Source organism: Mycolicibacterium austroafricanum (assembly GCF_000612725.1).
In the GTDB taxonomy this organism is placed as follows: Bacteria; Actinomycetota; Actinomycetes; order Mycobacteriales; family Mycobacteriaceae; genus Mycobacterium; species Mycobacterium austroafricanum.
The window spans coordinates 116,041-137,949 of record NZ_HG964456.1 but is presented as its reverse complement, the minus strand read 5'-3'; the positions used below and the strand labels follow the sequence as shown (position 1 = coordinate 137,949).

General features: G+C 68.4%; 16 protein-coding genes. 8 read left to right on the top strand and 8 right to left on the bottom strand.

What is annotated here, in order from left to right:
* Window positions 1-155: 155 nt before the first annotated feature.
* From sucB to BN976_RS23185, 5 genes are read left to right on the top strand one after another with little or no spacing between them, the layout of a single operon-like run.
* A complete protein-coding gene (sucB, locus tag BN976_RS23205) occupies window positions 156-1,892 on the top strand; it encodes a 2-oxoglutarate dehydrogenase, E2 component, dihydrolipoamide succinyltransferase (RefSeq protein WP_036374467.1) in 1,737 nt (578 codons plus the stop codon).
* Window positions 1,893-1,904: 12 nt separating this feature from the next.
* A complete protein-coding gene (locus tag BN976_RS23200) occupies window positions 1,905-2,816 on the top strand; it encodes a TIGR01777 family oxidoreductase (protein WP_036374918.1) in 912 nt (303 codons plus the stop codon).
* A 10-nt stretch (window positions 2,817-2,826) separates the two neighbouring features.
* Window positions 2,827-3,525: a lipoyl(octanoyl) transferase LipB gene (gene lipB / locus BN976_RS23195; RefSeq protein ID WP_036374463.1), complete on the top strand. Its 699-nt coding sequence runs from the start codon at window positions 2,827-2,829 to the stop codon at window positions 3,523-3,525.
* Window positions 3,522-4,520, top strand: coding sequence for a lipoyl synthase (gene lipA / locus BN976_RS23190; protein ID WP_011780779.1), 999 nt, complete (start codon window positions 3,522-3,524; stop codon window positions 4,518-4,520). Before lipB ends, lipA begins: the two co-directional genes overlap by 4 nt.
* Before the next feature lie 4 nt (window positions 4,521-4,524).
* Window positions 4,525-5,277, top strand: a complete 753-nt coding sequence (locus BN976_RS23185) for a DUF4191 domain-containing protein (protein ID WP_011780780.1) — start codon at window positions 4,525-4,527, stop codon at window positions 5,275-5,277.
* A 25-nt stretch (window positions 5,278-5,302) separates the two neighbouring features.
* On the opposite strand, the gene BN976_RS23180 is transcribed toward BN976_RS23185, so the two are convergent.
* Entirely contained in the window at window positions 5,303-5,770 is a 468-nt protein-coding gene (locus BN976_RS23180; protein WP_011780781.1) for an RDD family protein, read from the bottom strand.
* Between the two features lie 144 nt (window positions 5,771-5,914).
* Here BN976_RS23180 and glnA (BN976_RS23175) point away from each other — a divergent pair, with 144 nt between their 5' ends.
* The 3 genes from glnA (BN976_RS23175) to BN976_RS23165 all read left to right on the top strand — a co-directional run bounded on the left by glnA (BN976_RS23175) (window position 5,915) and on the right by BN976_RS23165 (window position 11,317).
* Entirely contained in the window at window positions 5,915-7,351 is a 1,437-nt protein-coding gene (gene glnA / locus BN976_RS23175; RefSeq protein ID WP_011780782.1) for a type I glutamate--ammonia ligase, read from the top strand.
* A gap of 175 nt (window positions 7,352-7,526) precedes the next feature.
* On the top strand, window positions 7,527-7,973 hold the full coding sequence (locus BN976_RS23170) for a DoxX family protein (protein WP_011780786.1): 447 nt from the start codon (window positions 7,527-7,529) through the stop codon (window positions 7,971-7,973).
* A gap of 149 nt (window positions 7,974-8,122) precedes the next feature.
* The gene (locus tag BN976_RS23165) at window positions 8,123-11,317 is read left to right on the top strand and encodes a cadherin-like domain-containing protein (protein ID WP_036374460.1); all 3,195 of its coding nucleotides are present in this window, start codon (window positions 8,123-8,125) and stop codon (window positions 11,315-11,317) included.
* Here the strand turns inward: BN976_RS23165 and BN976_RS23160 are convergent.
* From BN976_RS23160 to BN976_RS23130, 7 genes are all read right to left on the bottom strand, one after another.
* Complete coding sequence (locus BN976_RS23160; RefSeq protein WP_036374457.1) at window positions 11,314-12,171, bottom strand: TIGR03619 family F420-dependent LLM class oxidoreductase; 858 nt, start codon at window positions 12,169-12,171, stop codon at window positions 11,314-11,316. The genes BN976_RS23165 and BN976_RS23160 overlap by 4 nt on opposite strands.
* Window positions 12,168-12,797 (bottom strand): PaaI family thioesterase, encoded by a 630-nt coding sequence (locus tag BN976_RS23155; RefSeq protein WP_036374454.1) that lies wholly within the window; start codon window positions 12,795-12,797, stop codon window positions 12,168-12,170. Before BN976_RS23155 ends, BN976_RS23160 begins: the two co-directional genes overlap by 4 nt.
* 100 nt (window positions 12,798-12,897) lie before the next feature.
* Window positions 12,898-15,879, bottom strand: coding sequence for a bifunctional [glutamine synthetase] adenylyltransferase/[glutamine synthetase]-adenylyl-L-tyrosine phosphorylase (locus BN976_RS23150; RefSeq protein ID WP_036374451.1), 2,982 nt, complete (start codon window positions 15,877-15,879; stop codon window positions 12,898-12,900).
* Window positions 15,880-15,917: 38 nt separating this feature from the next.
* A complete protein-coding gene (gene glnA, locus BN976_RS23145; RefSeq protein ID WP_011780791.1) occupies window positions 15,918-17,258 on the bottom strand; it encodes a type I glutamate--ammonia ligase in 1,341 nt (446 codons plus the stop codon).
* A 45-nt stretch (window positions 17,259-17,303) separates the two neighbouring features.
* Window positions 17,304-18,821 (bottom strand): alpha/beta hydrolase, encoded by a 1,518-nt coding sequence (locus tag BN976_RS23140; protein WP_011780792.1) that lies wholly within the window; start codon window positions 18,819-18,821, stop codon window positions 17,304-17,306.
* A 78-nt stretch (window positions 18,822-18,899) separates the two neighbouring features.
* Window positions 18,900-20,432: an alpha/beta hydrolase gene (locus tag BN976_RS23135; protein ID WP_199558999.1), complete on the bottom strand. Its 1,533-nt coding sequence runs from the start codon at window positions 20,430-20,432 to the stop codon at window positions 18,900-18,902.
* A 59-nt stretch (window positions 20,433-20,491) separates the two neighbouring features.
* Window positions 20,492-21,883: a WS/DGAT/MGAT family O-acyltransferase gene (locus BN976_RS23130; RefSeq protein WP_036374445.1), complete on the bottom strand. Its 1,392-nt coding sequence runs from the start codon at window positions 21,881-21,883 to the stop codon at window positions 20,492-20,494.
* Window positions 21,884-21,909: the final 26 nt, after the last annotated feature.

The following is a 21,909-nucleotide window of genomic DNA, read 5'->3' as shown; positions in this document are numbered from 1 at the left end:
CCCTGCTCCTTCCGGCCATCCCCGTCGCCATGCGTCATTTCGATAGTGCCAGAGCCGTCAGTGGCCCGTCCGCGGCGAAACATGACGTGGACGTGACAGGATGGGTCACGACACTTCAGACACTGCGACCGACCGTGCAAGGGAGCCACGACACTATGGCCATCTCCGTCCAGATGCCCGCACTCGGAGAGAGCGTTACCGAGGGGACAGTCACCCGCTGGCTGAAGCAAGAGGGAGACACGGTCGAGGAGGACGAGCCGTTGCTGGAGGTGTCAACCGACAAGGTCGACACCGAGATCCCCTCACCCGCCGCGGGTGTGCTGAAGAAGATCGTCGCCCAGGAAGACGACACCGTCGAGGTCGGTGGTGAACTGGCCGTGATCGGTGACGCCGACGACAGCGACGCCGGCGGCGACGAGAAGCCCGAGCCTGAGCCGGAACCCGAGCCCGAGGCGGAAGCCGAACCGGAACCGGAACCCGAGCCGGAGGCCAAGCCCAAGGCGAAGCCCGCCCAGTCGTCCGGTTCGGCCACGCCGGTGCTGATGCCCGAGCTGGGCGAGTCGGTCACCGAGGGGACCGTCACCCGCTGGCTCAAGAAGGTCGGCGACAGCGTCGACGTCGATGAGCCGCTCGTGGAGGTGTCGACGGACAAGGTCGACACCGAGATCCCGTCGCCGGTAGCGGGCACCCTGCTGTCGATCACCGCCGAGGAAGACGACACCGTCGAGGTCGGAGGCGAGCTGGCCAAGATCGGCGACGCCGGGGCCGAAGCCGCCCCCGAGCCCGAACCCGAGCCAGAGCCAGAGCCCCAGCCCGAACCGGAACCCAAGACGACCACACCGTCGGCCAAGCCCGCCGAGGAAGCTGCGCCCGAGCCCAAGCCGGAACCCACGCCCCAGCCGAAGCCGGAGCCTGCGCCCGCCGCGGCCGCGGAGTCCTCGGGTGATTCCAGCCCGTACGTGACACCGCTGGTGCGCAAGCTGGCCGGTGAGCACAGCGTCGATCTGGCGTCGGTCAAGGGCACCGGCGTCGGCGGACGGATCCGCAAGCAGGATGTGCTGGCCGCAGCGGAGGCGAGCAAAGCGCCGAAGGAGGCCCCGAAGGCCGCGCCGGCGGCCGAGGCCCCCGCCAAGGTTCCCGCGCCTGCGCCCGAAGGCGCGTTGGCGCACCTGCGCGGAACCACGCAGAAGGCCAACCGGATCCGTCAGATCACCGCGAAGAAGACCCGGGAATCGCTGCAGACCACTGCGCAGCTGACCCAGGTCCACGAGGTCGACATGACCAAGATCGTGGCGCTGCGGGCCAAGGCCAAGGCCAAGTTCGCCGAACGTGAAGGCGTCAACCTGACCTACCTGCCGTTCATCGCGCGGGCGGTGATCGACGCGTTGAAGATCCATCCGAACGTCAACGCCAGCTACAACGAGGACTCCAAGGAGATCACCTACTACGACGCCGAACACCTCGGCGTCGCCGTCGACACCGAGCAGGGTCTGCTGTCGCCGGTGATCCACAACGCCGGCGACCTGTCGCTGGGTGGTCTGGCGCGGGCGATCTCCGATATCGCGGCGCGGGCACGGTCGGGCGACCTCAAGCCCGACGAGCTGTCCGGCGGCACGTTCACGATCACCAACATCGGCAGCCAGGGCGCACTGTTCGACACCCCGATTCTGGTACCGCCACAGGCGGCGATGCTGGGCACCGGCGCCATCGTCAAGAGACCGAGGGTCATCGTCGACGACTACGGCAACGAGTCGATCGGTGTGCGGTCGGTGAGCTACCTGCCGTTGACCTACGACCACCGCCTCATCGACGGCGCCGACGCCGGACGCTTCGTCACGACGATCAAGCGCCGTCTGGAAGAGGGCGCCTTCGAGGCCGACCTGGGGCTCTAGACAGCAGTGTCGATGCCATCAGATTCGGTCGTCGCTGTCGCGGGATCATCCGGTCTGATCGGTACGGCGCTGGTGTACGCGCTGCGCGCCACCGACCACCGGGTGATCCGCATCGTGCGGCGGGCACCCTCGAACGCCGACGAGGTGTTCTGGAACCCCGACACCGGCGAGTTCGACGCCGACGCCCTGCATGACGTGGATGCGGTCGTCAACCTGTGCGGGGTCAACGTCGGCCAGAAGCGGTGGTCAGGCGCGTTCAAACAGAGTCTGCGTGACAGCCGCATCGGCCCGACCGAGGTGCTGGCCCGCGCCGTGGTCGACGCCGGGGTGCCGGTGCTGGTCAACGCGAGCGCCGTCGGCTACTACGGCGACACCGGCGGCACGCCGGTCGACGAGACGGCGGGTCCCGGCCACAACTTCCTGGCCCGTCTCGCCGTCGACTGGGAAGCCGCCACGATCGTGGCCGCCCGGGCCGGCGTCCGCGTGGTGTTGACGCGCACCGGCCTGGTGATGGCGCGGGCGGGCGGCATGCTCAGCCGGCTCAGACCTATGTTCTCGCTGGGGCTGGGCGCCCGACTGGGCAACGGACGCCAGTACCTGTCGTGGATCAGCCTCGAGGATCAGGTGCGGGCGCTGCTGTTCGCGATCTCCCACGACGAGATGATCGGGCCGGTCAACATGACCGGACCGGCGCCGGTCACCAACGCGGAGTTCACCACCGCGCTGGGCCGCTCGGTGAACCGTCCGACACCGTTGGTCGTGCCGGGGTTCGCGCTGCGGCTCGCGCTCGGGGAGTTCGCCGACGAGGGTGTGCTCGGCGGCCAGCGCGCGATTCCGGCCGCACTGGAGCGGGCGGGGTTCCAGTTCCACCACAACACGATCGGGGAGGCGCTGGCGTTCGCCACCGCGCCTAACGGTGAGTAGCGTCGAACCCATGGCGGTATCGATCCGGGCGGATGTTGCCCCGGTGCAGGTGCGGAAACTGGGCACCGTCGACTACCTGGCGGCGTGGGATCTGCAGCGCGAGATCGCCGAAGCACGCGCCGAGGGCGGTCCCGACACCCTGCTGCTGCTCCAACACCCCGCGGTGTACACGGCGGGCAGGCGCACGCTTCCCGAAGAACGGCCGGCCGATGGCACGCCCGTCATCGACACCGACCGCGGCGGCAAGATCACCTGGCACGGGCCCGGTCAACTGGTCGGCTACCCGATCATCGGGCTGGCGGAGCCGCTCGACGTCGTGAATTTCGTTCGGCGCCTTGAAGAGTCGTTGATCACGGTATGCGCGGAACTCGGTCTGCCAACGGGGCGGGTGGAGGGGCGCTCCGGGGTGTGGGTGGAAGCCGACGGTGTCCGGCCCGCCCGCAAGATCGCCGCCATCGGCATCCGGGTGGCGCGCGGCACGACGCTGCACGGGTTCGCGTTGAACTGCGACTGCGACCTCAATGCGTTCGGATCGATCGTGCCCTGCGGCATCCGCGATGCCGGGGTGACATCGCTGACCGCCGAAATGGGCCGCACGGTCGGCGTCGGGGAGGTCATCGACCGGGTGGCCGACGCGGTTCTCGACGCGCTCGACGGCCGCATCGCGGTCCGTGTCGAACCGGCCGCGCGCGTAGAATCGGCCCGGTGACTATCGCCCCTCGATCCGATGTCGCCGGCCATGCGGCTCCGGAAGGCCGCAAGCTGCTGCGTCTGGAAGTTCGCAACGCCGAGACGCCGATCGAGCGTAAGCCGCCGTGGATCAAGACCCGGGCGAAGATGGGGCCGGAGTACAAGGAGCTCAAGGGCCTGGTGCGCCGCGAGGGACTGCACACGGTGTGCGAGGAAGCGGGCTGCCCCAACATCTTCGAGTGCTGGGAGGACCGTGAGGCCACGTTCCTGATCGGCGGCGAGCAGTGCACGCGACGCTGCGATTTCTGCCAGATCGACACCGGCAAGCCCGCCGAGCTGGACCGCGACGAACCCCGCCGGGTCGCCGAGAGCGTGGCCGCGATGGGGCTGCGGTACTCCACCGTGACGGGGGTGGCCCGTGACGATCTGCCCGACGGCGGCGCGTGGCTCTACTCCGAGACGGTCCGCCAGATCAAGGCGCTGAACCCGAACACCGGTGTCGAGTTGTTGATCCCGGACTTCAACGCCGACCCGGCGCAGCTGCAGCAGGTCTTCGAGTCGCGCCCGGAGGTGTTGGCGCACAACGTCGAAACGGTGCCCCGCATCTTCAAGCGGATCCGGCCGGGCTTCCGTTACGAGCGCAGCCTGTCGGTGCTGACGATGGCCCGCGACTACGGCCTGGTCACCAAGAGCAACCTGATCCTCGGGATGGGTGAGACCCCCGAGGAGGTGCGCGAGGCGCTGGTCGACCTGCACCGGGCCGGCTGCGACATCGTCACCATCACCCAGTACCTGCGCCCGTCGGCGCGCCACCATCCCGTCGAGCGGTGGGTCCACCCGGACGAGTTCGTCGAGCACGAGCGCTACGCCACCGGCCTCGGCTTCGCCGGCGTGCTGGCCGGCCCGCTGGTCCGCTCGTCCTACCGGGCCGGCAAGTTGTATGCGCAGACCATCGCGTCGCGACCGACCGGAGCCGCTCCGGCGGCGATGCCGACGTCGACGTCAGTATCCTGAACGGATGGCGAAATCGCGTAACCCCGCCGAGACGAAGGCCGCAAAGGCCGAGGCGAAGGCCGCCCGCAAGGCGGCGTCCAAGCAGCGGCGCAGTCAGCTCTGGCAGGCGTTCCAGATGCAGCGCAAGGAGGACAAGCGACTCCTGCCGTACATGATCGGCGCGTTCGTGCTGATCGTGGCCGCGTCGGTGGCGGTGGGCCTGTACGCCGGCGGGTTCACGATGTTCATGCTCATCCCGCTCGGCATCGTGCTCGGTGCGCTGGTGGCATTCATCATCTTCGGCCGGCGCGCCCAGAAGTCGGTCTACCGCAAGGCCGAGGGCCAGACAGGTGCGGCGGCGTGGGCACTGGACAACATGCGCGGTAAGTGGCGCGTCACTCCCGGCGTCGCGGCGACCGGACACTTCGACGCGGTGCACCGGGTGATCGGTCGCCCCGGCGTGATCTTCGTCGCCGAGGGTTCCCCCACCCGGGTGAAGCCGCTGCTGGCCCAGGAGAAGAAGCGCACCGCCCGTCTCGTCGGCGATGTGCCGATCTACGACGTCATCATCGGCAACGGCGAGGGCGAGGTTCCGCTGGCCAAGCTGGAACGGCACCTGACCAAGCTGCCGGCCAACATCACCGTCAAGCAGATGGACTCGCTGGAGTCGCGCCTGGCCGCGCTGGGAACCAAGGTGGGACCCGCCGCGATGCCGAAGGGGCCGCTGCCTGCCCAGGCGAAGATGCGCGGCATACAGCGCACCGTGCGGCGGCGCTGACCTGCTCCCCCGGGCGTGAGGGCCGTCAGCGTCTGACGACGGCGGTCTTGGTGGCCAGATCGTGCAGGCCCCGCAGATCGCTGTCGGTGAACAGCGCCGGGATGACGAGGGCGATGAGCAGTCCGCGGGCCAGTGCCCGACCCGAGCCCACAAAGGCGCGGTTGTCCACCGACACCACCTTCAGGCCGAGCGCGAGCTGTCCAGGCGTGAAACCGAACAACCGCACCGACACCACGCTGAGCACCAGCCACACCACGAGCACCGCGGTCGACAGGGCGCCCAGGCTCACCCACCCGAACGTCATCGCCAGGGCGGCCAGCCCGTAGCTGACGAGCCAGTCGACCAGCAGCGCCGCGATGCGACGGCCGAAGCGTGCGATGGAGCCGGGGCCGGTCTCCGGGAGACCGAGACGTTCGCCGGGGTAGGTGGACCGCTGGCGGGGATCGTCGGACTGCGACGGTCCCGAAAGCCAGGACCCAATCGTGCGGGCCATGCCCCAAGGATATGCGCCGACCGATAGTGTCGATCACCGGCGCAGCCGAGATGCGTAACGTCCGCGCAACATGCGGTTGACGGCCGTGCAACATCGTGTCCATACCGTCACCGGCGGGCTACCCAAGTCAAAGGAGAGCAATAAGTGGCAGAAAAGACCGCCGACGACATCATCAAGCTGATCAAGGACGAACAGGTCGAGTACGTCGACATCCGGTTCTGTGATCTGCCCGGCGTCGTCCAGCACTTCTCGATCCCGGCTTCGGCATTTGACGAGAGCGTGTTCGAGGACGGCCTCGCGTTCGACGGCTCGTCGGTGCGCGGCTTCCAGTCGATCCACGAATCCGACATGATGCTGCTGCCGGATCCCGAGACCGCCCGCATCGACCCGTTCCGCGCGGCCAAGACGCTCAACCTGAACTTCTTCGTGCACGACCCGTTCACCCGTGAGGCGTACTCGCGCGACCCCCGTAACGTCGCCCGCAAGGCCGAGAACTACCTCGCCAGCACCGGGATCGCCGACACCGCCTACTTCGGCGCCGAGGCCGAGTTCTACATCTTCGACTCGGTGAGCTTCGACTCGCGGATCAACGGCACCTTCTACGAGGTCGACTCCGAGTCGGGCTGGTGGAACACCGGTGAGCCGCTCGAGGCCGACGGCAGCCCGAACCGCGGCTACAAGGTCCGCCCCAAGGGTGGCTACTTCCCCGTCGCGCCCTACGACCACTACGTCGACCTGCGCGACGAGATGTCGACCAATCTGATCAACGCCGGCTTCACGCTCGAGCGTGGCCACCACGAGGTCGGCACCGCCGGACAGGCCGAGATCAACTACAAGTTCAACACGCTGCTGCACGCGGCCGACGACGTGCTGCTGTTCAAATACATCATCAAGAACACGGCGTGGCAGAACGGCAAGACGGTCACGTTCATGCCGAAGCCGCTGTTCGGTGACAACGGTTCGGGTATGCACGCTCACCAGTCACTGTGGAAGGACGGCAAGCCGCTGTTCCACGACGAGTCCGGTTACGCCGGTCTGTCGGATCTGGCCCGCCACTACATCGGCGGCATCCTGCACCACGCGCCGTCGCTGCTGGCGTTCACCAACCCGACGGTGAACTCCTACAAGCGTCTGGTGCCGGGTTACGAGGCCCCGATCAACCTGGTCTACAGCCAGCGCAACCGGTCGGCCTGTGTCCGCATCCCGATCACCGGCAACAACCCGAAGGCCAAGCGCCTCGAGTTCCGTTGCCCGGACAGCTCGGGCAACCCGTACCTGGCGTTCGCGGCGATGCTGATGGCCGGCATCGACGGCATCAAGAAGAAGATCGAGCCGCTCGCCCCGGTCGACAAGGACCTCTACGAGCTGCCGCCCGAGGAGGCCGCGAACATCCCGCAGGCGCCGACGTCGCTGGCGTCGGTCATCGACAGGCTCGAAGAGGACCACGAGTACCTCACCGAGGGTGGCGTGTTCACCACCGACCTGATCGAGACCTGGATCTCCTACAAGCGGGAGAACGAGATCATGCCGATCCAGATCCGGCCTCACCCGTACGAGTTCTCGCTGTACTACGACGTTTAGTCGGCTCGCCGACGCGACGTTTAGTCGGCTCGCCGACGCGACGTTTAGTCGGCTCGCCGACGCGACGTTTAGTCGGCTCGCCGACGCGAAGCCGGGCGCCCCGCAAGGGTCGCCCGGCTTTTCGTTTCGACGAACACCTATCCGGACCGCAGTCCGCGGCGGTAGGCTCTGGCACATGACCACGAATCTGGACGCACGCCTGACGAGCTACTCCGCCCCCGTGCTCAGCATCTTCCGCATCGTGTTCGGCCTGCTGTTCACGTTGCACGGAGCCCAGAAGGTCCTGGCCTGGCCGACCGGCATGCAGGCCGGCCCCGGGGACTTCACCGGCCCCGCAGTCCCGGTCGGCACCTGGCCCTACTGGTGGGCCGGTCTGCTGGAAATCGTCCTCGGCCTACTCATCACCGTGGGCCTTTTCACCCGCATCGCGGCGTTCATCGCCGCGGGCCAGATGGCCGTCGCGTACTTCTGGCAGCACCTGCCCAAAGCGTTCTTCCCGATCGAGAACGGCGGCGAACCCGCGATCCTGTTCTGCTTCGGCTTCCTGCTGCTGGTCGCGATGGGCGCCGGCGCATGGTCGATCGATGCGCTGCGGCAGGGCCGGGCCGTCGTGCGCAGCTGACCCACCGTTTGCTCTCCACCTCCCGCGCAGGGGCAAGTTTCGCCGACGCGCGCGTGAATATTGGGAAACGTCAACCAGCGGCGCCGTAGGACCTCATAGGATTGCCCCCTAGTTGACAGCGGAAGTATTTCTTCGGGGGGAGGAATGCCGTGGGGCATTCGACGTACATCGGCCGCATCGGTGCACTGGCGTTTGCTCTGGGCGTGGGTGTGGGGCTCGGCGCCACACCCGCCGTCGCATTTGCGGACGAGACCGGCACCTCGGCGAGCTCCCCCGCCGGTGAGAACACGACATCCGGTCCGGGCACCGCAGCGGACGCCCCGACCGAGACCGACGTCGACGAACAGGACGAAGCAGCTGTCGACGAACAGGACGAGGCAGCTGTCGACGAACCGGAGCAGCCCGCCGAGGAGAACGACGCAGACGCCGTCGAAACCGTCCAGGACCGCCAGGACCGGATCGTCGACACCGACCCGGAACCCGTGGCCGCATCCGACGATGCCCCCGAAACCGAACCGGAACCCGAGCCAGATGTCGACGAGGCCGTCACCGCGCCCGAAGACGCACCGACCGGCGATCCGGCGCCCGACGTCGCACCCCCCACAGGCCCCGAAGCCGACACCGTGGCCGAGATCCCGTCTCCTGGCGCGGAACCGGTAGAGGCCCCCGCCTCCACGTCAGTCACACTCTCCACGATCCTGTCCTCGCTGCTCGCACCGCCTCGCACCCCGGACGCGCCCTCCGAGTCACCGCTGTGGCTGGTGGTGGCCGCCGCGCTGCGCCGCCAGCTGGACTCCCCCACGACTTCCGGGGAAGCCGGCCTCAGTTCGACGCTGCTCACCCCGGAAGAGGCCGAGGCGATCCGCCGGCTGGGCGACATCGTGACCGGGCCGAACCCGACAGACGTGGTCTCCACCGACACGCGCGCGTATGTCGCTCATCCGGGCAGCAGGTCGATAACGGTGATCGACACGGTGAACGGCACTGTGCTGCAAACCATTTCACTGTGGTCCACCCCGACGAAGCTGGCCCTGAGCCCCGGAGGTGGCCGCCTCTACATCAGCAACGCCCTGGCAGGCACGGTCTCGGTGATCAGCACCGCCACCAACTCGGTCGTCAAGACCATCCGCGTCGGCGACACCCCGACCGGAATCGCGGTGAGCCCGGGCGGCACCCGGGTGTACGTCGTCAACAGCGACGACGGCACGGTGTCGAAGATCAGCACGCTGACCAACAAGGCTGTCGGGACCGTTTACGGTGTCGGCAAAGGTGTTTCGACGATCACGGTCAGTCCCGACGGCGCGACGATCTACGCCCTCAACGGAACCACCGGCGAGATCTCCCACTTCTCAGCCGCCTCGCTGTTCGCCGGGAAGATCACCGGCGTCACGCCGGGATCCCAGGGCATCACGTTCAGCACCGACGGTTCCCGCGTGTTCGTCGCCGACCTTGCCGGCAGCGTGAAGGTCATCGACACCGACTCCCACGAGGTTGTCGACAGCATCATCCTCGCCACAGGTGCGCCGTTCGACCTGGCGGTCAGCCCGGACGGGACGACGCTGTTCGTGGCACGCAGCGGCGACGGCAAGCTGTCGGTGTACGACATCGCCACCAAGACCGAACTCACCTCGATCGTCGCCAACCCCTACCTGGTCGACGGTGCGCCGACGATCAGCGCGAGTCCAGACGGCACGCAGCTGTACTGGACCGACTCGGGCAGTGACCGGGTGCATGTGATCGCGCTTCTCGCCCCCAACGGCGATCCGGTCGCCGGAACACCGGTCGTGAACGCCCCCAACGCTTCCGGGGCGGTCACCGGATCGGTCACCGTTACCGATCCGGAAGGCCGGCCGCTGACCTACACGGTCAGCACCCCCGACAAAGGCGCCGTGACCGTGTCCCACGGTGAGAACGGCGACTTCGTCTTCACCTACACCCCCACCGCCGCCGCACGCCACGCCGCGGCCGCCGTGAGCGGCGCGCCCGGCGCCGCCGTCGACACGTTCACCATCACGTTCTCCGACGGCCGGCGCGGGGTGGTCACGGTCCCGATCACCGTCACGATCGCGCCTGCCAACGCGGCCCCGACCGCCACGGCCCGATCGAGCCTGTCCTGGTTCAGCCCCAAGGTGTACGGCACCGTCACCGCCAAGGACGCCGACAAGGACACGCTGGGCTTCACCGCGTCACCCACCGCCAAGGGCGGGACGGTCACGATCGACGCCGACGGCAAGTTCACCTACACGCCCACCGCGGCAGCCAGGCACGCCGCCGCGAACGCCGGTGCCACCGAAGCCGATAAACACGACACCTTCACCGTTCTCGTCGACGACGGACACGGCGGGGTCACACCGCTCACGGTGACCGTGAAGGTCAAGCCCGGCAACGCCACCCCGACAGCCACCGTCCGAACCAGTTCGTCATGGTTCAGCGCCAAGGTGTACGGCACCGTCACCGCCAAGGACCTCGACAGGGACGGCCTGGCCTACACCGCGTCCGCCACCGCTAAGAGCGGGACGGTCACGATCGACGGCAGGGGCCGGTTCACCTACACCCCCAGCGATGCCGCCCGCCACGTCGCCGCGGCGGAGGCAGCGACGCGCGAGGACAAGCAGGACACGTTCGACGTCGTCATCGACGACGGGCACGGCGGCGTCGCCACCGTGGCCGTCACCGTGAACATCAAGCCCGCGAACGCGGCGCCGACGGACGCGGCCACGGCGGACGTGTTCACCAACCCGAACAGCGGCGTCATCACAGGGAAGATCACCGCGGTCGACACGGACAGCGACGCCGTCACCTACCGGGCCGCTCCGGCCACCAGCAAGGGAGTCGTGAGCATCGACGCCGACGGGACGTTCACCTACGTCCCGACGGCGGAGGCCCGGACCGCCGCGAGCAGGCCGTTCGCGCCGTCCTGGGACAAGAACGACCGGTTCCGGGTGACGGTCGACGACGGCCACGGTGGCACCACCACGCTGACCGTCCGGGTCGCCATCGCGCGGCTCGGGCATGTCAACCAGGCCCCCACCAACGGCAGTTACTCTGTAGGACAACCGAATCCGGCCAGCGGGAAGGTCGCCGGCACGGTGTCGGCGACCGACCCCGAGCGCGATGCCGTGACCTTCGCAGGCTCCGGTGTCACCGGCAAGGGCAGTGTGATCGTCGACGCCGCAGGTGGTTTCGTCTATACACCGAGCGACGAGGCACGCCACCGGGCCGGCGCGGACGACGCCACGCAGGCCGACAAGCAGGACACGTTCACCGTCACCGCCGTCGACTTCTACGGCGCGAAGCTGGCCGTCCCGGTCACCGTGACCATCGTCGGGTTGACTGCTCTCTAGTCCAACCCGAGGTCCTTGCGGAACCGGCGCATCCCGTCGACCTTGTCGGCCAGGGATGCGTCGGGGCCGCTGTAGAACATCCACGGCATCGTGATGATCCCGGTGATACCGCCGGCCTCGGCGCGTTCGTAGTGCTCCGCAGTGAACGCATCGGTCAGCGGCGTGATCACCTCGAATCCGTGCATGTCCAAACCGTTTTCGGCGCGCAGCCCGCGCAGCGTGGCTATCCGCTCCAACGCCTTGTCCGTGGTGATCAGATCGCCGATCCACCCGTCGTGTCGGGCCGCGCGGCGCAACGCGATGTCCGAGAGCCCTCCGACGTAGATCGGTATGGGTGGCGGCGTGGGCTCCATCTCCATCCGCGGCGCGGTGTAGAACTCGCCGGAGAACTCCGTCCAGCCCGGCGACCACAACGCCTTCATCAGCTCCAGCATCTCGTCGGTGCGCCTGCCACGCCGTTCGAACTGCTGACCAAGCAGTTCGAATTCCTCACGGCACCAACCCACCCCGACACCGAGCTCGAGTCGCCCACCGGCCAGCACCGCCGCGGTGCCGATCGCCTTGGCCGCAGAGTACGGGTCCCGCATCGCGGGCAGATACACCGTCGTCACGAACCGCAGCCGTGTGGTCGCCAGCGCGATCGCGCCGATCATCACCCACGGGTCCGGCCAGTCGGTGAACGCCTCCCACCGCCGCTGGCCGTCTTTCGTGTACGGGTACGGCGTCTGCAGAGTCTCCAGGTTGATGACGTGGTCGGGGATCGCCATCCCGTGATAACCCAGATCGTCTGCCGCCTTGGCGATCTCGACGGCCTCCCGGGTGTCCAGGAACGCCGTGCTGACATAGAACTTCATCCTGCGTCACGCGCCCACGCCGGCGTGATGAACACCCCGTCGGCCTCGACGGTCACACCGTCGGCATCCATCAGATAACCGCGGGCGAACGTCTTGGCCCCCTCCGAGCGCTCGACAAAGGCCTCCGCGCGAAGCGGGCCCAGCGGTGTGCCCCGCAGATAGCGCAGGCTGATCGTCCCGGTGAACCTCGGTTGAGTGAGCCCGTCGCTGGCCACCTCGCCGAGGAGATGGTCGAGCACCAGCGCTGCGATTCCGCCGTGCACCCAGCCCGGCGGGCCTTCGTAGGCGGGGCCGAGGGTGAACTCGCTCCAGCAGGTGCCGTCCGGCTCGTGCTCGATGCGCATCGGTGGAGCGATCGCGTTGCGAAGGCCCACAGCAGGATTCGCCCAGGCGACGGGCCGTCCGGTGTCGGCATGCCGCAGCGTCGACCGACCCGACCGCTGCTGCCGCCCCAGCAGCTCCTCGGCCGCCGCAAGGTGGGTGAGCGCCTGCTGCACCGTCGCGTCCTCGACCTCGGTGTGGATGCCCACATCGATCAACCTGCGCAGCGCATCGGTCAGCGGCTCGTAGCTGGCCCGCTGCCGGTCATACTCCTCGGCGCTGATCGCCTCGAACGTGAAGTCCATTTACCCTCTCCGGCCCATAGTCGGCTCAGCCTCTCCTGCCCATAGTCGGCTCAGCCCCTCCTGCCCATAGTCGGCTCAGCCTCTCCTGCCCATAGTCGGCTCAGCCTCCGAAAACTCTCAGGACCACGGCCTTCGCCCGCCGTGTCACCCGCAGGTAGTTGTCCAGGAACTCGCCACCGTCGCCGCCGGGCCACCCGGCGGCCACCGCGACCGCCGTGAGCAGCTTGCCCGGCCCGGGTAGCTGATCGGTGGGCTTGCCGCGCACCAGCACCAGCGCATTGCGGGCCCGGGTCGCCGTCAGCCATGCCTCGCGCAGCAGTTCGATGTCACCCTCGGCGATCAACTCGGCAGCGCCGATCGCGTTGAGGGTCTCCAGCGTCGAGGTGGTGTGCAGCGCCGGGATTTTGTGCGCGAAACGCAACTGAAGCAGTTGCACCGTCCACTCGATGTCGGCGAGCCCGCCGCGGCCCAGCTTGGTGTGGGTGTTCGGGTCCGCTCCGCGGGGCAGCCGCTCGGCGTCCACCCGCGCCTTGATGCGGCGGATCTCCCGCACGGTCTCCGGCGACACTCCGCCGGCGGGGTACCGGGTCTTGTCGATCATCAACAGGAACCGCTCCCCCAGTTCCAGGTCGCCGGCCACCCGGTGCGCACGCAGCAGCGCCTGGACTTCCCAGGCCTGCGCCCACTGTGTGTAGTACGCCTCGTAGGAGGCCAGCGTCCGCACCAGCGGACCGCTGCGCCCCTCGGGACGCAGGTTGGCGTCGACCTCCAACGGCGGGTCGGCGCTCGGGGTGCCGAGCCGGGCGCGGACCTGTTCGGCGACCGTGGTCGACCACTTGACCGCGGTGGATTCCTCGACACCGGCGTGGGGTTCGCACACGAACATCACGTCGGCGTCCGAGCCGTACCCGAGTTCTCCGCCGCCCAGCCGGCCCATGCCGATGACGGCGATCCGTGCCGGCGCCTTGCCGTCCGGCGAGTTCGCCCGAATCACCGCGTCGAGTGCGGCCTGCAGCACCGCCACCCACACCAACGTGAGCTGCTTGCACACCGCGGTGACGTCCAGCATGCCGAGCAGGTCGGCCGAGGCGATCCGGGCCAGTTCGCGCCGGCGCAGCGATCGCGCCGCGGCGATCGCGCGCATCGGATCCGCGTGCCGGGCCGCCGAAGCCACCAGTGACTTTGCAAAACTCTCGGTGTCGACATCGCACAGTTTCGGTCCGTTGGGGCCGTCGGCGTAGAGCTGGATCACCTCGGGTGCGCGCATCAGCAGTTCCGGCACGTAGGCCGACGTGCCGAGCACATGCATCAACCGTTTGGCGACCGCGCCCTCGTCACGCAGCGTCGCCAGATACCACCGCTGCTCGGCGAGTTCGTCGCTGATCCTGCGGTAGGCCAGCAGCCCCGCGTCGGGGTCGGGCGTGTCGGACAACCAGTCCAGCAGTGTCGGCAGCAGCACCTGCTGCACGCGGCCCCGCCGGCCGGAGCTGCCCGTCAGGGCGGCCAGGTGCGTCAGCGCGCTCTGCGGCCCCTCGTATCCGAGCGCGGCGAGCTGGCGCTCGGCGGCATCGGTGCTCATCACGTCCGAAAGACCAAGGGACGCTTGGCCGACCGATTCCAGCAGCGGCTGGTAGAACAGTTTCGCGTGCAGCCGGGACACCCGGTGGTTCTGCCGCTTGAGCTCCTCGCGCAACACCCCGAGCGCATCGTGCCTGCCGTCCGGACGCATGTGCGCGGCGCGCGCGAGCCAGCGCATCGATTCCTCGTCGTCGGCCTCGGGCAGCATGTGGGTGCGCTTGAGGCGCTGCAGCTGCAGCCGATGCTCGAGCAGCCGCAGGAATTCGTAGGACGCAGTCATGTTCGCGGCGTCGTCGCGGCCGATGTAGCCACCGTCGCCCAACGCCGCCAGCGCGTTGACGGTCGAGGCCACATGCAGAGACTCGTCGTTGCGGCCGTGCACCAGCTGCAGCAACTGCACGGCGAACTCGACGTCGCGCAGACCGCCTGAGCCGAGCTTGATCTCGCGGGTGCGGACCCCCGCGGGCACCAGCTCTTCGACCCGCCTGCGCATCGCCTGCACCTCGGGCACGAAGTCCTCGCGCTCGGACGCCGTCCACACCATCGGCATCAGCGCCTCGGTGTACCGGTTGCCCAGCTCCATGTCGCCGGCGGCGGGTCGCGCCTTGAGCAGCGCCTGGAACTCCCACGTCTTGGCCCACCGCTCGTAGTAGGCGATGTGGGAATCCAGCGTGCGCACCAGCTGGCCTTGCTTACCCTCCGGGCGCAGCGCGGCATCCACCTCGAAGAACGCCTCGGAGGCCAGCCTCATCATCTCGCCGGCGATCCTGGTGGCAAGCGCCAGGCTGCTGTGGGAGCCGTCGTCGGTGACGAAGATGACGTCGACGTCGCTGACGTAATTCAGTTCCTGCGCACCGCATTTGCCCATCGCGATGACGCTCAGTGCCGGTGCGGGCTGGTCGCCGCACACCGAGGCCGTGACCACCCGCAGCGCCGCGGCCAGTGCCGCGTCGGCGAGGTCGGAGAGGTGTTCACCGACCACGCTGAACGGCAGCACCGGTTCGTTCTCCACTGTGGACGCGACGTCGAGGGCGGCCAGCACGAGCAGACGGTCGCGATACAGCGTGCGCAGCGGCGGGATGGCCGCCGTCGCCCCGTCGACACGGTCGGCCTGATCGGCGAACATCTCCCGCAGTTCCTGCGGGTACGGAAGTTTGACATTGCCCGCCAGCAGGCGCCACGAGTCGGGATTGGCGACCAGGTGGTCGCCGAGGGCCAGAGAAGACCCGAGCACCGCGAACAAGCGGCCGCGCAGTGAGCGGTCGGTCAGGAGCTCGCCGTCGAGTTCGGCCCAGCCGGGGCCGAGCGCCTCGGAGAGACGGACGATGGCCTTGAGCGCCGTATCGGCATCCGGCGCACGCGACAGCGACCACAACAGCTCGACATGGGCGTCGGTGTTCCACCCCAGCGTGTCCAGATCGGCCTGCGCCGTCGGCTCCACGAGCCCGAGCCGACCGACACCGGGCAACCTGGGGCGCTGTGTCGCGGGTTTGGCCACGCCCATCAAGGTAGCGTGGCCGGCCCTTCGTCAGAGGGACAGGGTCAGAGCGACAGGTAGTTCTTCAGCTCGAACGGCGTCACATGGCTGCGGTAGTTCTCCCACTCGCTGCGCTTGTTGCGCAGGAAGAAGTCGAACACGTGCTCTCCGAGCGCCTCGGCCACCAGTTCGGAGTTCTCCATCTCGGTCAGAGCGACGCCGAGGCTGCCGGGCAACTCCTTGTAGCCCATCGCGCGTCGCTCTTCCGGCGTCAGGCTCCAGACGTTGTCCTCGGCCTGCGGGCCGAGCACGTAGTTCTTCTCGATACCCCGCAGTCCCGCCGCGAGCAGGACCGCGAACGTCAGGTACGGGTTGCAGGCCGAGTCGGGGCTGCGCACCTCGACGCGCCGCGAGGACACCTTGTGCGGCGTGTACATCGGGACGCGGACCAACGCCGAGCGGTTGGCCGCACCCCAGGACGCGGCGGTCGGCGCCTCGCCGCCGTGCACCAGACGCTTGTAGGAGTTCACCCACTGGTTGGTGACGGCGCTGATCTCGTTGGCGTGTTCGAGAATGCCTGCGATGAACGACTTTCCGACGTCGGACAGCTGCAGCGGATCATCGGGGCTGTGGAAGGCGTTGGTATCGCCTTCGAACAGGCTCATGTGGGTGTGCATCGCCGAGCCCGGATGCTCGGCGAACGGCTTGGGCATGAACGACGCGCGCACCCCGTCGGCCAGTGCCACCTCCTTGACGAGGTAGCGGAACGTCATGACGTTGTCGGCCATCGAAAGGGCGTCGGCGTACCGCAGGTCGATCTCCTGCTGGCCGGGTGCGCCCTCGTGGTGGCTGAACTCGACCGAGATGCCCATCTGCTCGAGCGCGTCGATCGCGTGCCTGCGGAAGTTCGGCGCGGCGTCGTGCACGGCCTGGTCGAAGTAGCCGCCGTTGTCGGCGGGGATCGGCTGCGTGCCGTCGTCGGGTCCCGGCTTCAGGAGGAAGAACTCGATCTCCGGGTGGACGTAGCACGAGAACCCGAGATCGCTGGCCTTCGACAGCTGGCGGCGCAGCACGTGCCGCGAGTCGGCCCACGACGGTGAACCGTCGGGCATCGTGATGTCGCAGAACATCCGTGCCGAGTAATGATTGCCCGCGCTGGTGGTCCAGGGCAGCACCTGGAACGTCGACGGATCAGGGCGCGCGACCATGTCTGCTTCGGACACCCGGGCGAAGCCCTCGATCGAGGAGCCGTCGAAACCGATGCCCTCCTCGAACGCACCCTCCAGCTCGGCGGGGGCGATCGCGACCGACTTGAGGTATCCGAGTACGTCGGTGAACCACAACCGGACGAAGCGAATGTCGCGTTCCTCCAGCGTGCGCAGCACGAATTCCATCTGCCGATCCATGCCCGAAGCCTAGGTTCCGCCTGTTAATTCTGTGTTACGCCACCGCTAGCAGCGCAAACCTGCAGGCGGCGGTGTGGAGTTCACCAGGAACTCGACAGTGGCCGTGTCGACGCACGCGTCACCGTTGAACACCACCGTGTGCTGGGTGCCCTCGAAGGTGATCAGCCGGGCGTCCATCTGCTGCGCCAGGTTCACCCCGGCCTGGTACGGGGTGGCCGGGTCGCCGGTGGTGGACACCACCACCACTTTGCCGGGCCCCGGCGACGACGCGACCCCGACCACCGGTGTCGGCGGGACCGGCCACATCGCGCACAGGTCGCGCGGGGCGAAACCGGTGAACGGCCCGTACGACAGGAACGGCGCAACCTCCCGTGAGCGCCGGTCCGCCTCGACCCACGGCGCGGAGTCGGTGGGGTAAACGGCGTCGACACAGCGGATGGCGTTGAACGCGTCCTGCCGGTTCTTGTAGTGCCCGTTGCGGTCGCGCTGCTGGTAGTCGTCGGCGAGCAGCAGCAGGTCGCCCGGATCGGTGCCGCGCTGCAGCCCCAGCAGACCGCTGGTCAGGTAGGGCCAGTACCGCTGCGAGTAGAGGCCGCTGGCGGTGCCGGTGATCGCGTCCTGGTAGCCCAGACCCCGCGGGTCGCTCGTCGCGGCCGGCCGGGTCACCAGCGGGTCGACGAGCTGGTGGAAGCGCGCCACGAACTGTGCCGGGTCGGTACCCAGCGGGCACCCCACCGACTCGGCGCAGTCGGCGGCGTACGCCTCGAAAGCCTTTTGGAACCCCGCCTGCTGGTTGAGGCTCTCGGTGATCGGATCGAGGCTGGGGTCGACGGCTCCGTCGAGCACCATCGCGCGGACCCGGTCGGGGTAGCGCGCGGCGTAGACGGCGCCGAGCTGGGTGCCGTAGGAGAAGCCGAGATAGTTGACGCGGTCCTCACCCAGCGCGTCGCGCACCACGTCCATGTCGCGCGCGGCGGTCGCGGTGCCGACGCTGGCGAGGAATTCGGCGCCCATCCGGTCCAGGCACTGTGCCGCGAAATCCCGAAGCACCCCTTCGATGTGGGCCACCCCGCCGGGGCTGTAGTCGGCCAGCGGCTCGGCACGGAAGGCATCGAACTCGGCGTCGGTGCGGCACCGCAGTTCGGGTGTGGAGTGCCCGACGCCGCGCGGGTCGATGCCGACCAGGTCGAAATGGCGTCCGATCTCGGAGCCGGCCAGCGCGCCCCCCATCGAGGCGACGGTGTTTACGGCCGAGGCGCCCGGACCTCCCGGGTTGACGATCAGCACCCCGACCCGCGGTCCGGAGGCCGGCACCTTGATGATCGCCAATTGCGCTTGGGCACCTTCGGGTTTGGCGTAGTCGACGGGGACGGCGACGGTTCCGCACTGCGCGGTGGGAATCCGGGACACATCCGCGATCCAGGGTGTACACGAACTCCACACGGCCGCAGCGGTATACGGCTCCTCCACCGCGACGGGGGCTGCGGCTGCCGTCGGGCACTGCGCCGCCGCGGTCACGGCCAGCGCTGCGATCAACCGGGCGGCACGCAACATGGCAGCCATCGTCGCACGGCGGCCGGGCAGCGTCTCCCCCCGGGACGCAACGGTGACCGCGCCGTTATCAGCCGCTCACCGGGATCGTCAGCACCGGGTGTCCGGAGGCGGAACGGTCACGTCGACCAGGTAACGAACGGCGATGTCGTCGATACACGAATCACCTTGCAACGAAACGGTGTGCTGGGTGCCCTCGAACGTCACCAGGGTGCCGTCGAGCTGACGGGCCAGATCGACGCCGGCCTGGTACGGGGTGGCCGGATCGTTGGTCGTCGAGATGACCAGGATCGGCGGCAACCCGCTGACGTCGAGCTCGTGCGGGACGCTCGTCGGCGGCACCGGCCAGAACCCGCACGTCGTCATCGGGGCCAATCCGGTGAATTCCCCGTATGCCATGAACGGCGCGGCCTCACGCACCCGCCGGTCCTGCTCGACAAGGGTGGCCCGGTCGGTGATTGCGGGCTTGTCCACGCAGTTGACCGCGACGCGCGAATCGGTGTCGTTGCTGTAGTGCCCCTGGGCGTCCCTGCCCATATACAGGTCGGACAGCGCGAGCATCGTGTCGCCACGGCCCTTCTTGATCTCTGTCAGCGCCTGGGTCAGGTGCCGCCACAGCCCCGGCGAGTACAGCGGCAGGATGGTGCCGACGACGGCGTCGTTGTAGCTGAGGCCGCGCGGGTCGGTGGTGTCTGCCGACGCGTCGACCAGCGGCCACACCAGCGACCGGTACACGTCGACCGCCTTGGCCGGGTCGGTGCCCAGCGGGCAGTCCTCGTCGATCGCGCAGTCGGTGGCGTAGTCGTCGAACGCCTGCTGGAACGCCGCGGCCTGGCGGACGTCGGCCTCGACCGGGTCGGCGTTGGGGTCGATGGCGCCGTCGAGAATCATCGCGCGCACGTTCTGCGGGTATTCCTCGGCGTAGCCCGCACCGATGCGGGTGCCGTAGGAGTAGCCGAGGAACGTCAGCTTCTCGTCGCCGAGTGCGGCCCGCAACGCGTCGAGATCCTTGACCACACTTTCGGTTCCGACATTGCTGAGGAAGTCGGTGCCCATCTTGTCGACGCAGCGCTGCACGAACTCCTTGGTGAGGTTCTCCAGATGTGCCACGCCCTCGGGGGTGTACTCGACGACGTTGTCGGCGCGCAACCGGTCGTGGTCGGCGTCGCTGTTGCACCGCACCGCAGGGGTGGACTCGGCCACCCCGCGCGGATCGAAGCCCACCAGGTCGAACCGCTGACGCACCTCCTCGGGCAGCGTCGGGGCCATGACGGCAGCCGATTCCTTGCCCGACTTGCCGGGCCCGCCCGGGTTGATGATCAGGGACCCGATCTTCTCTCCGGCCGCCTTGATCCGCAGCACCGCGATCTGGGCGACTTCGCCGTCGGGGGCGTCGGCGCGGACCCAGTCGACGGGCACCGAGAGCATGCCGCATTCGGCGCCGGGCGGGATGCGCACCTGGTCGGACGGTCCGGCCTCACAGGGCCCCCATTCGATGGGTGTGCCCGGCCGGGGGACCGAGATCAACGCGCGTCCGGCCACCACCTGGCTGCAGCCGGCGACCAGCAGCACGGCCAGGGAGAGGAGAAGGCCGGATCGTGCGACCCCGGTCTTGAGCTTCATGGCACCACATGCTGCCATGAACCGGCATCCACGCTGGCACGGCGCGTCGCGGCGGTCCGCTACCGCGTGGCGTCGAGCAGTTCCTGCAGGGCCACGCCGAAGGTGTCGGCCATGTCCCACAGATCGGGTAGCAGTTCGGGGCACGAGACGATGCCGACGTCCAGTTTTCCGGACAGCGACATCACCGTCATGTTCAGACCGGAGCCGTGGAAGATCGGACCGAGCGGGTACATCGCCTTGACCTCACAGCCGAGCATGTACAGCGGCCCCTGCGGGCCGGGCACGTTGGAGATCACCAGATTGTGCACGGGCCGGGCGCCGCTGAGCCTGCTGCTGGCGTACACCCGCATGGCCGCACCGAACACCGCGGGCGCGGCGAACTGTGTCCAGTCCTGCAGGAGCGTTGCCGCGATCGCCGAACTATGTTGCTTGGCAACAGAATTGGCTTCAGCGATGGCCTTGAGCCGGGTAGCCGGGTCTTCGATGTTGGTCTCCAGCCGGGAGAACATGCCCGACACCTGGTTACGTCCGGGCCGGTCGGACTTGTCGTGCACCGAGACGGGCACCATCGCCACCAGGGAGCTTTCCGGCAGCTCGCCGCGCTCCAGCAGAAACGTCCGCAGCACGCCGGACACCAGCGCCATCACCACGTCGTTGACCTTGACGCCGAAGTGATTCTTCACCGTCTTGATGTCCTCAAGGTCCAACTGGGCGAAGGCGACGTTGCGGTGACCGGTCACGTTGGCGTTGAACGCGGTTTTCGGTGCCGCGAACGGCGGCGCCATGGTCAGGCCGTTGCGGGCCCGCTTTACGGTGTCGATCACCGTGGACACCGTGTTGGGCACGACGTTGACCAGCTTCAGCGGCCTGGTTGCGAACCGCACCGCGCCGCTGACCGCGATCTCCAGGTCCGTGCCGCCGCCGGGCCCGGCCACCGGATCCGGCGGCGGGGCGTCGGGCTCGGTGGTGCACAGCTTCGACATCAGGTTCGCTCCCGTCACGCCGTCGACGGCGGCGTGGTGCACCTTGGTCATGACCGCAATGCGCCCACCGGCGTGCGCGTCGGTGCCCGCGACGTTCTCGATCACCCACATCTCCCACAGCGGGCGCGTTCGGTCCAACGGCAGAGACGCGATGTGCCCGCAGATCTCGGCCAACTCGACGCGGCCGCCCGGGGACGGAAGCCCGATCCTGTGCAGATGGCGGTCGACGTCAAAGTCGTTGTCCTCCACCCATACCGGATGATCGAGGTTGAAGCGGCTGTCGGCGATCTTCTCCCGGAACTCGGGCATCGCCTTGATGCGCAGGGCAAGCCCGTCGCGCAGCCGGTCGAACGTGTAGCCGCCCGGCATCGTCGAGGTGTCGAGCTCCAGAATCGAACAGACATGCAGAGGCTGGGCCGCGGATTCGAGATACAGGAAGCTGGCGTCGAGTCCGCTGAGCCGTTGCATGCCGCCGATCGTATGCCGGGGCGGCG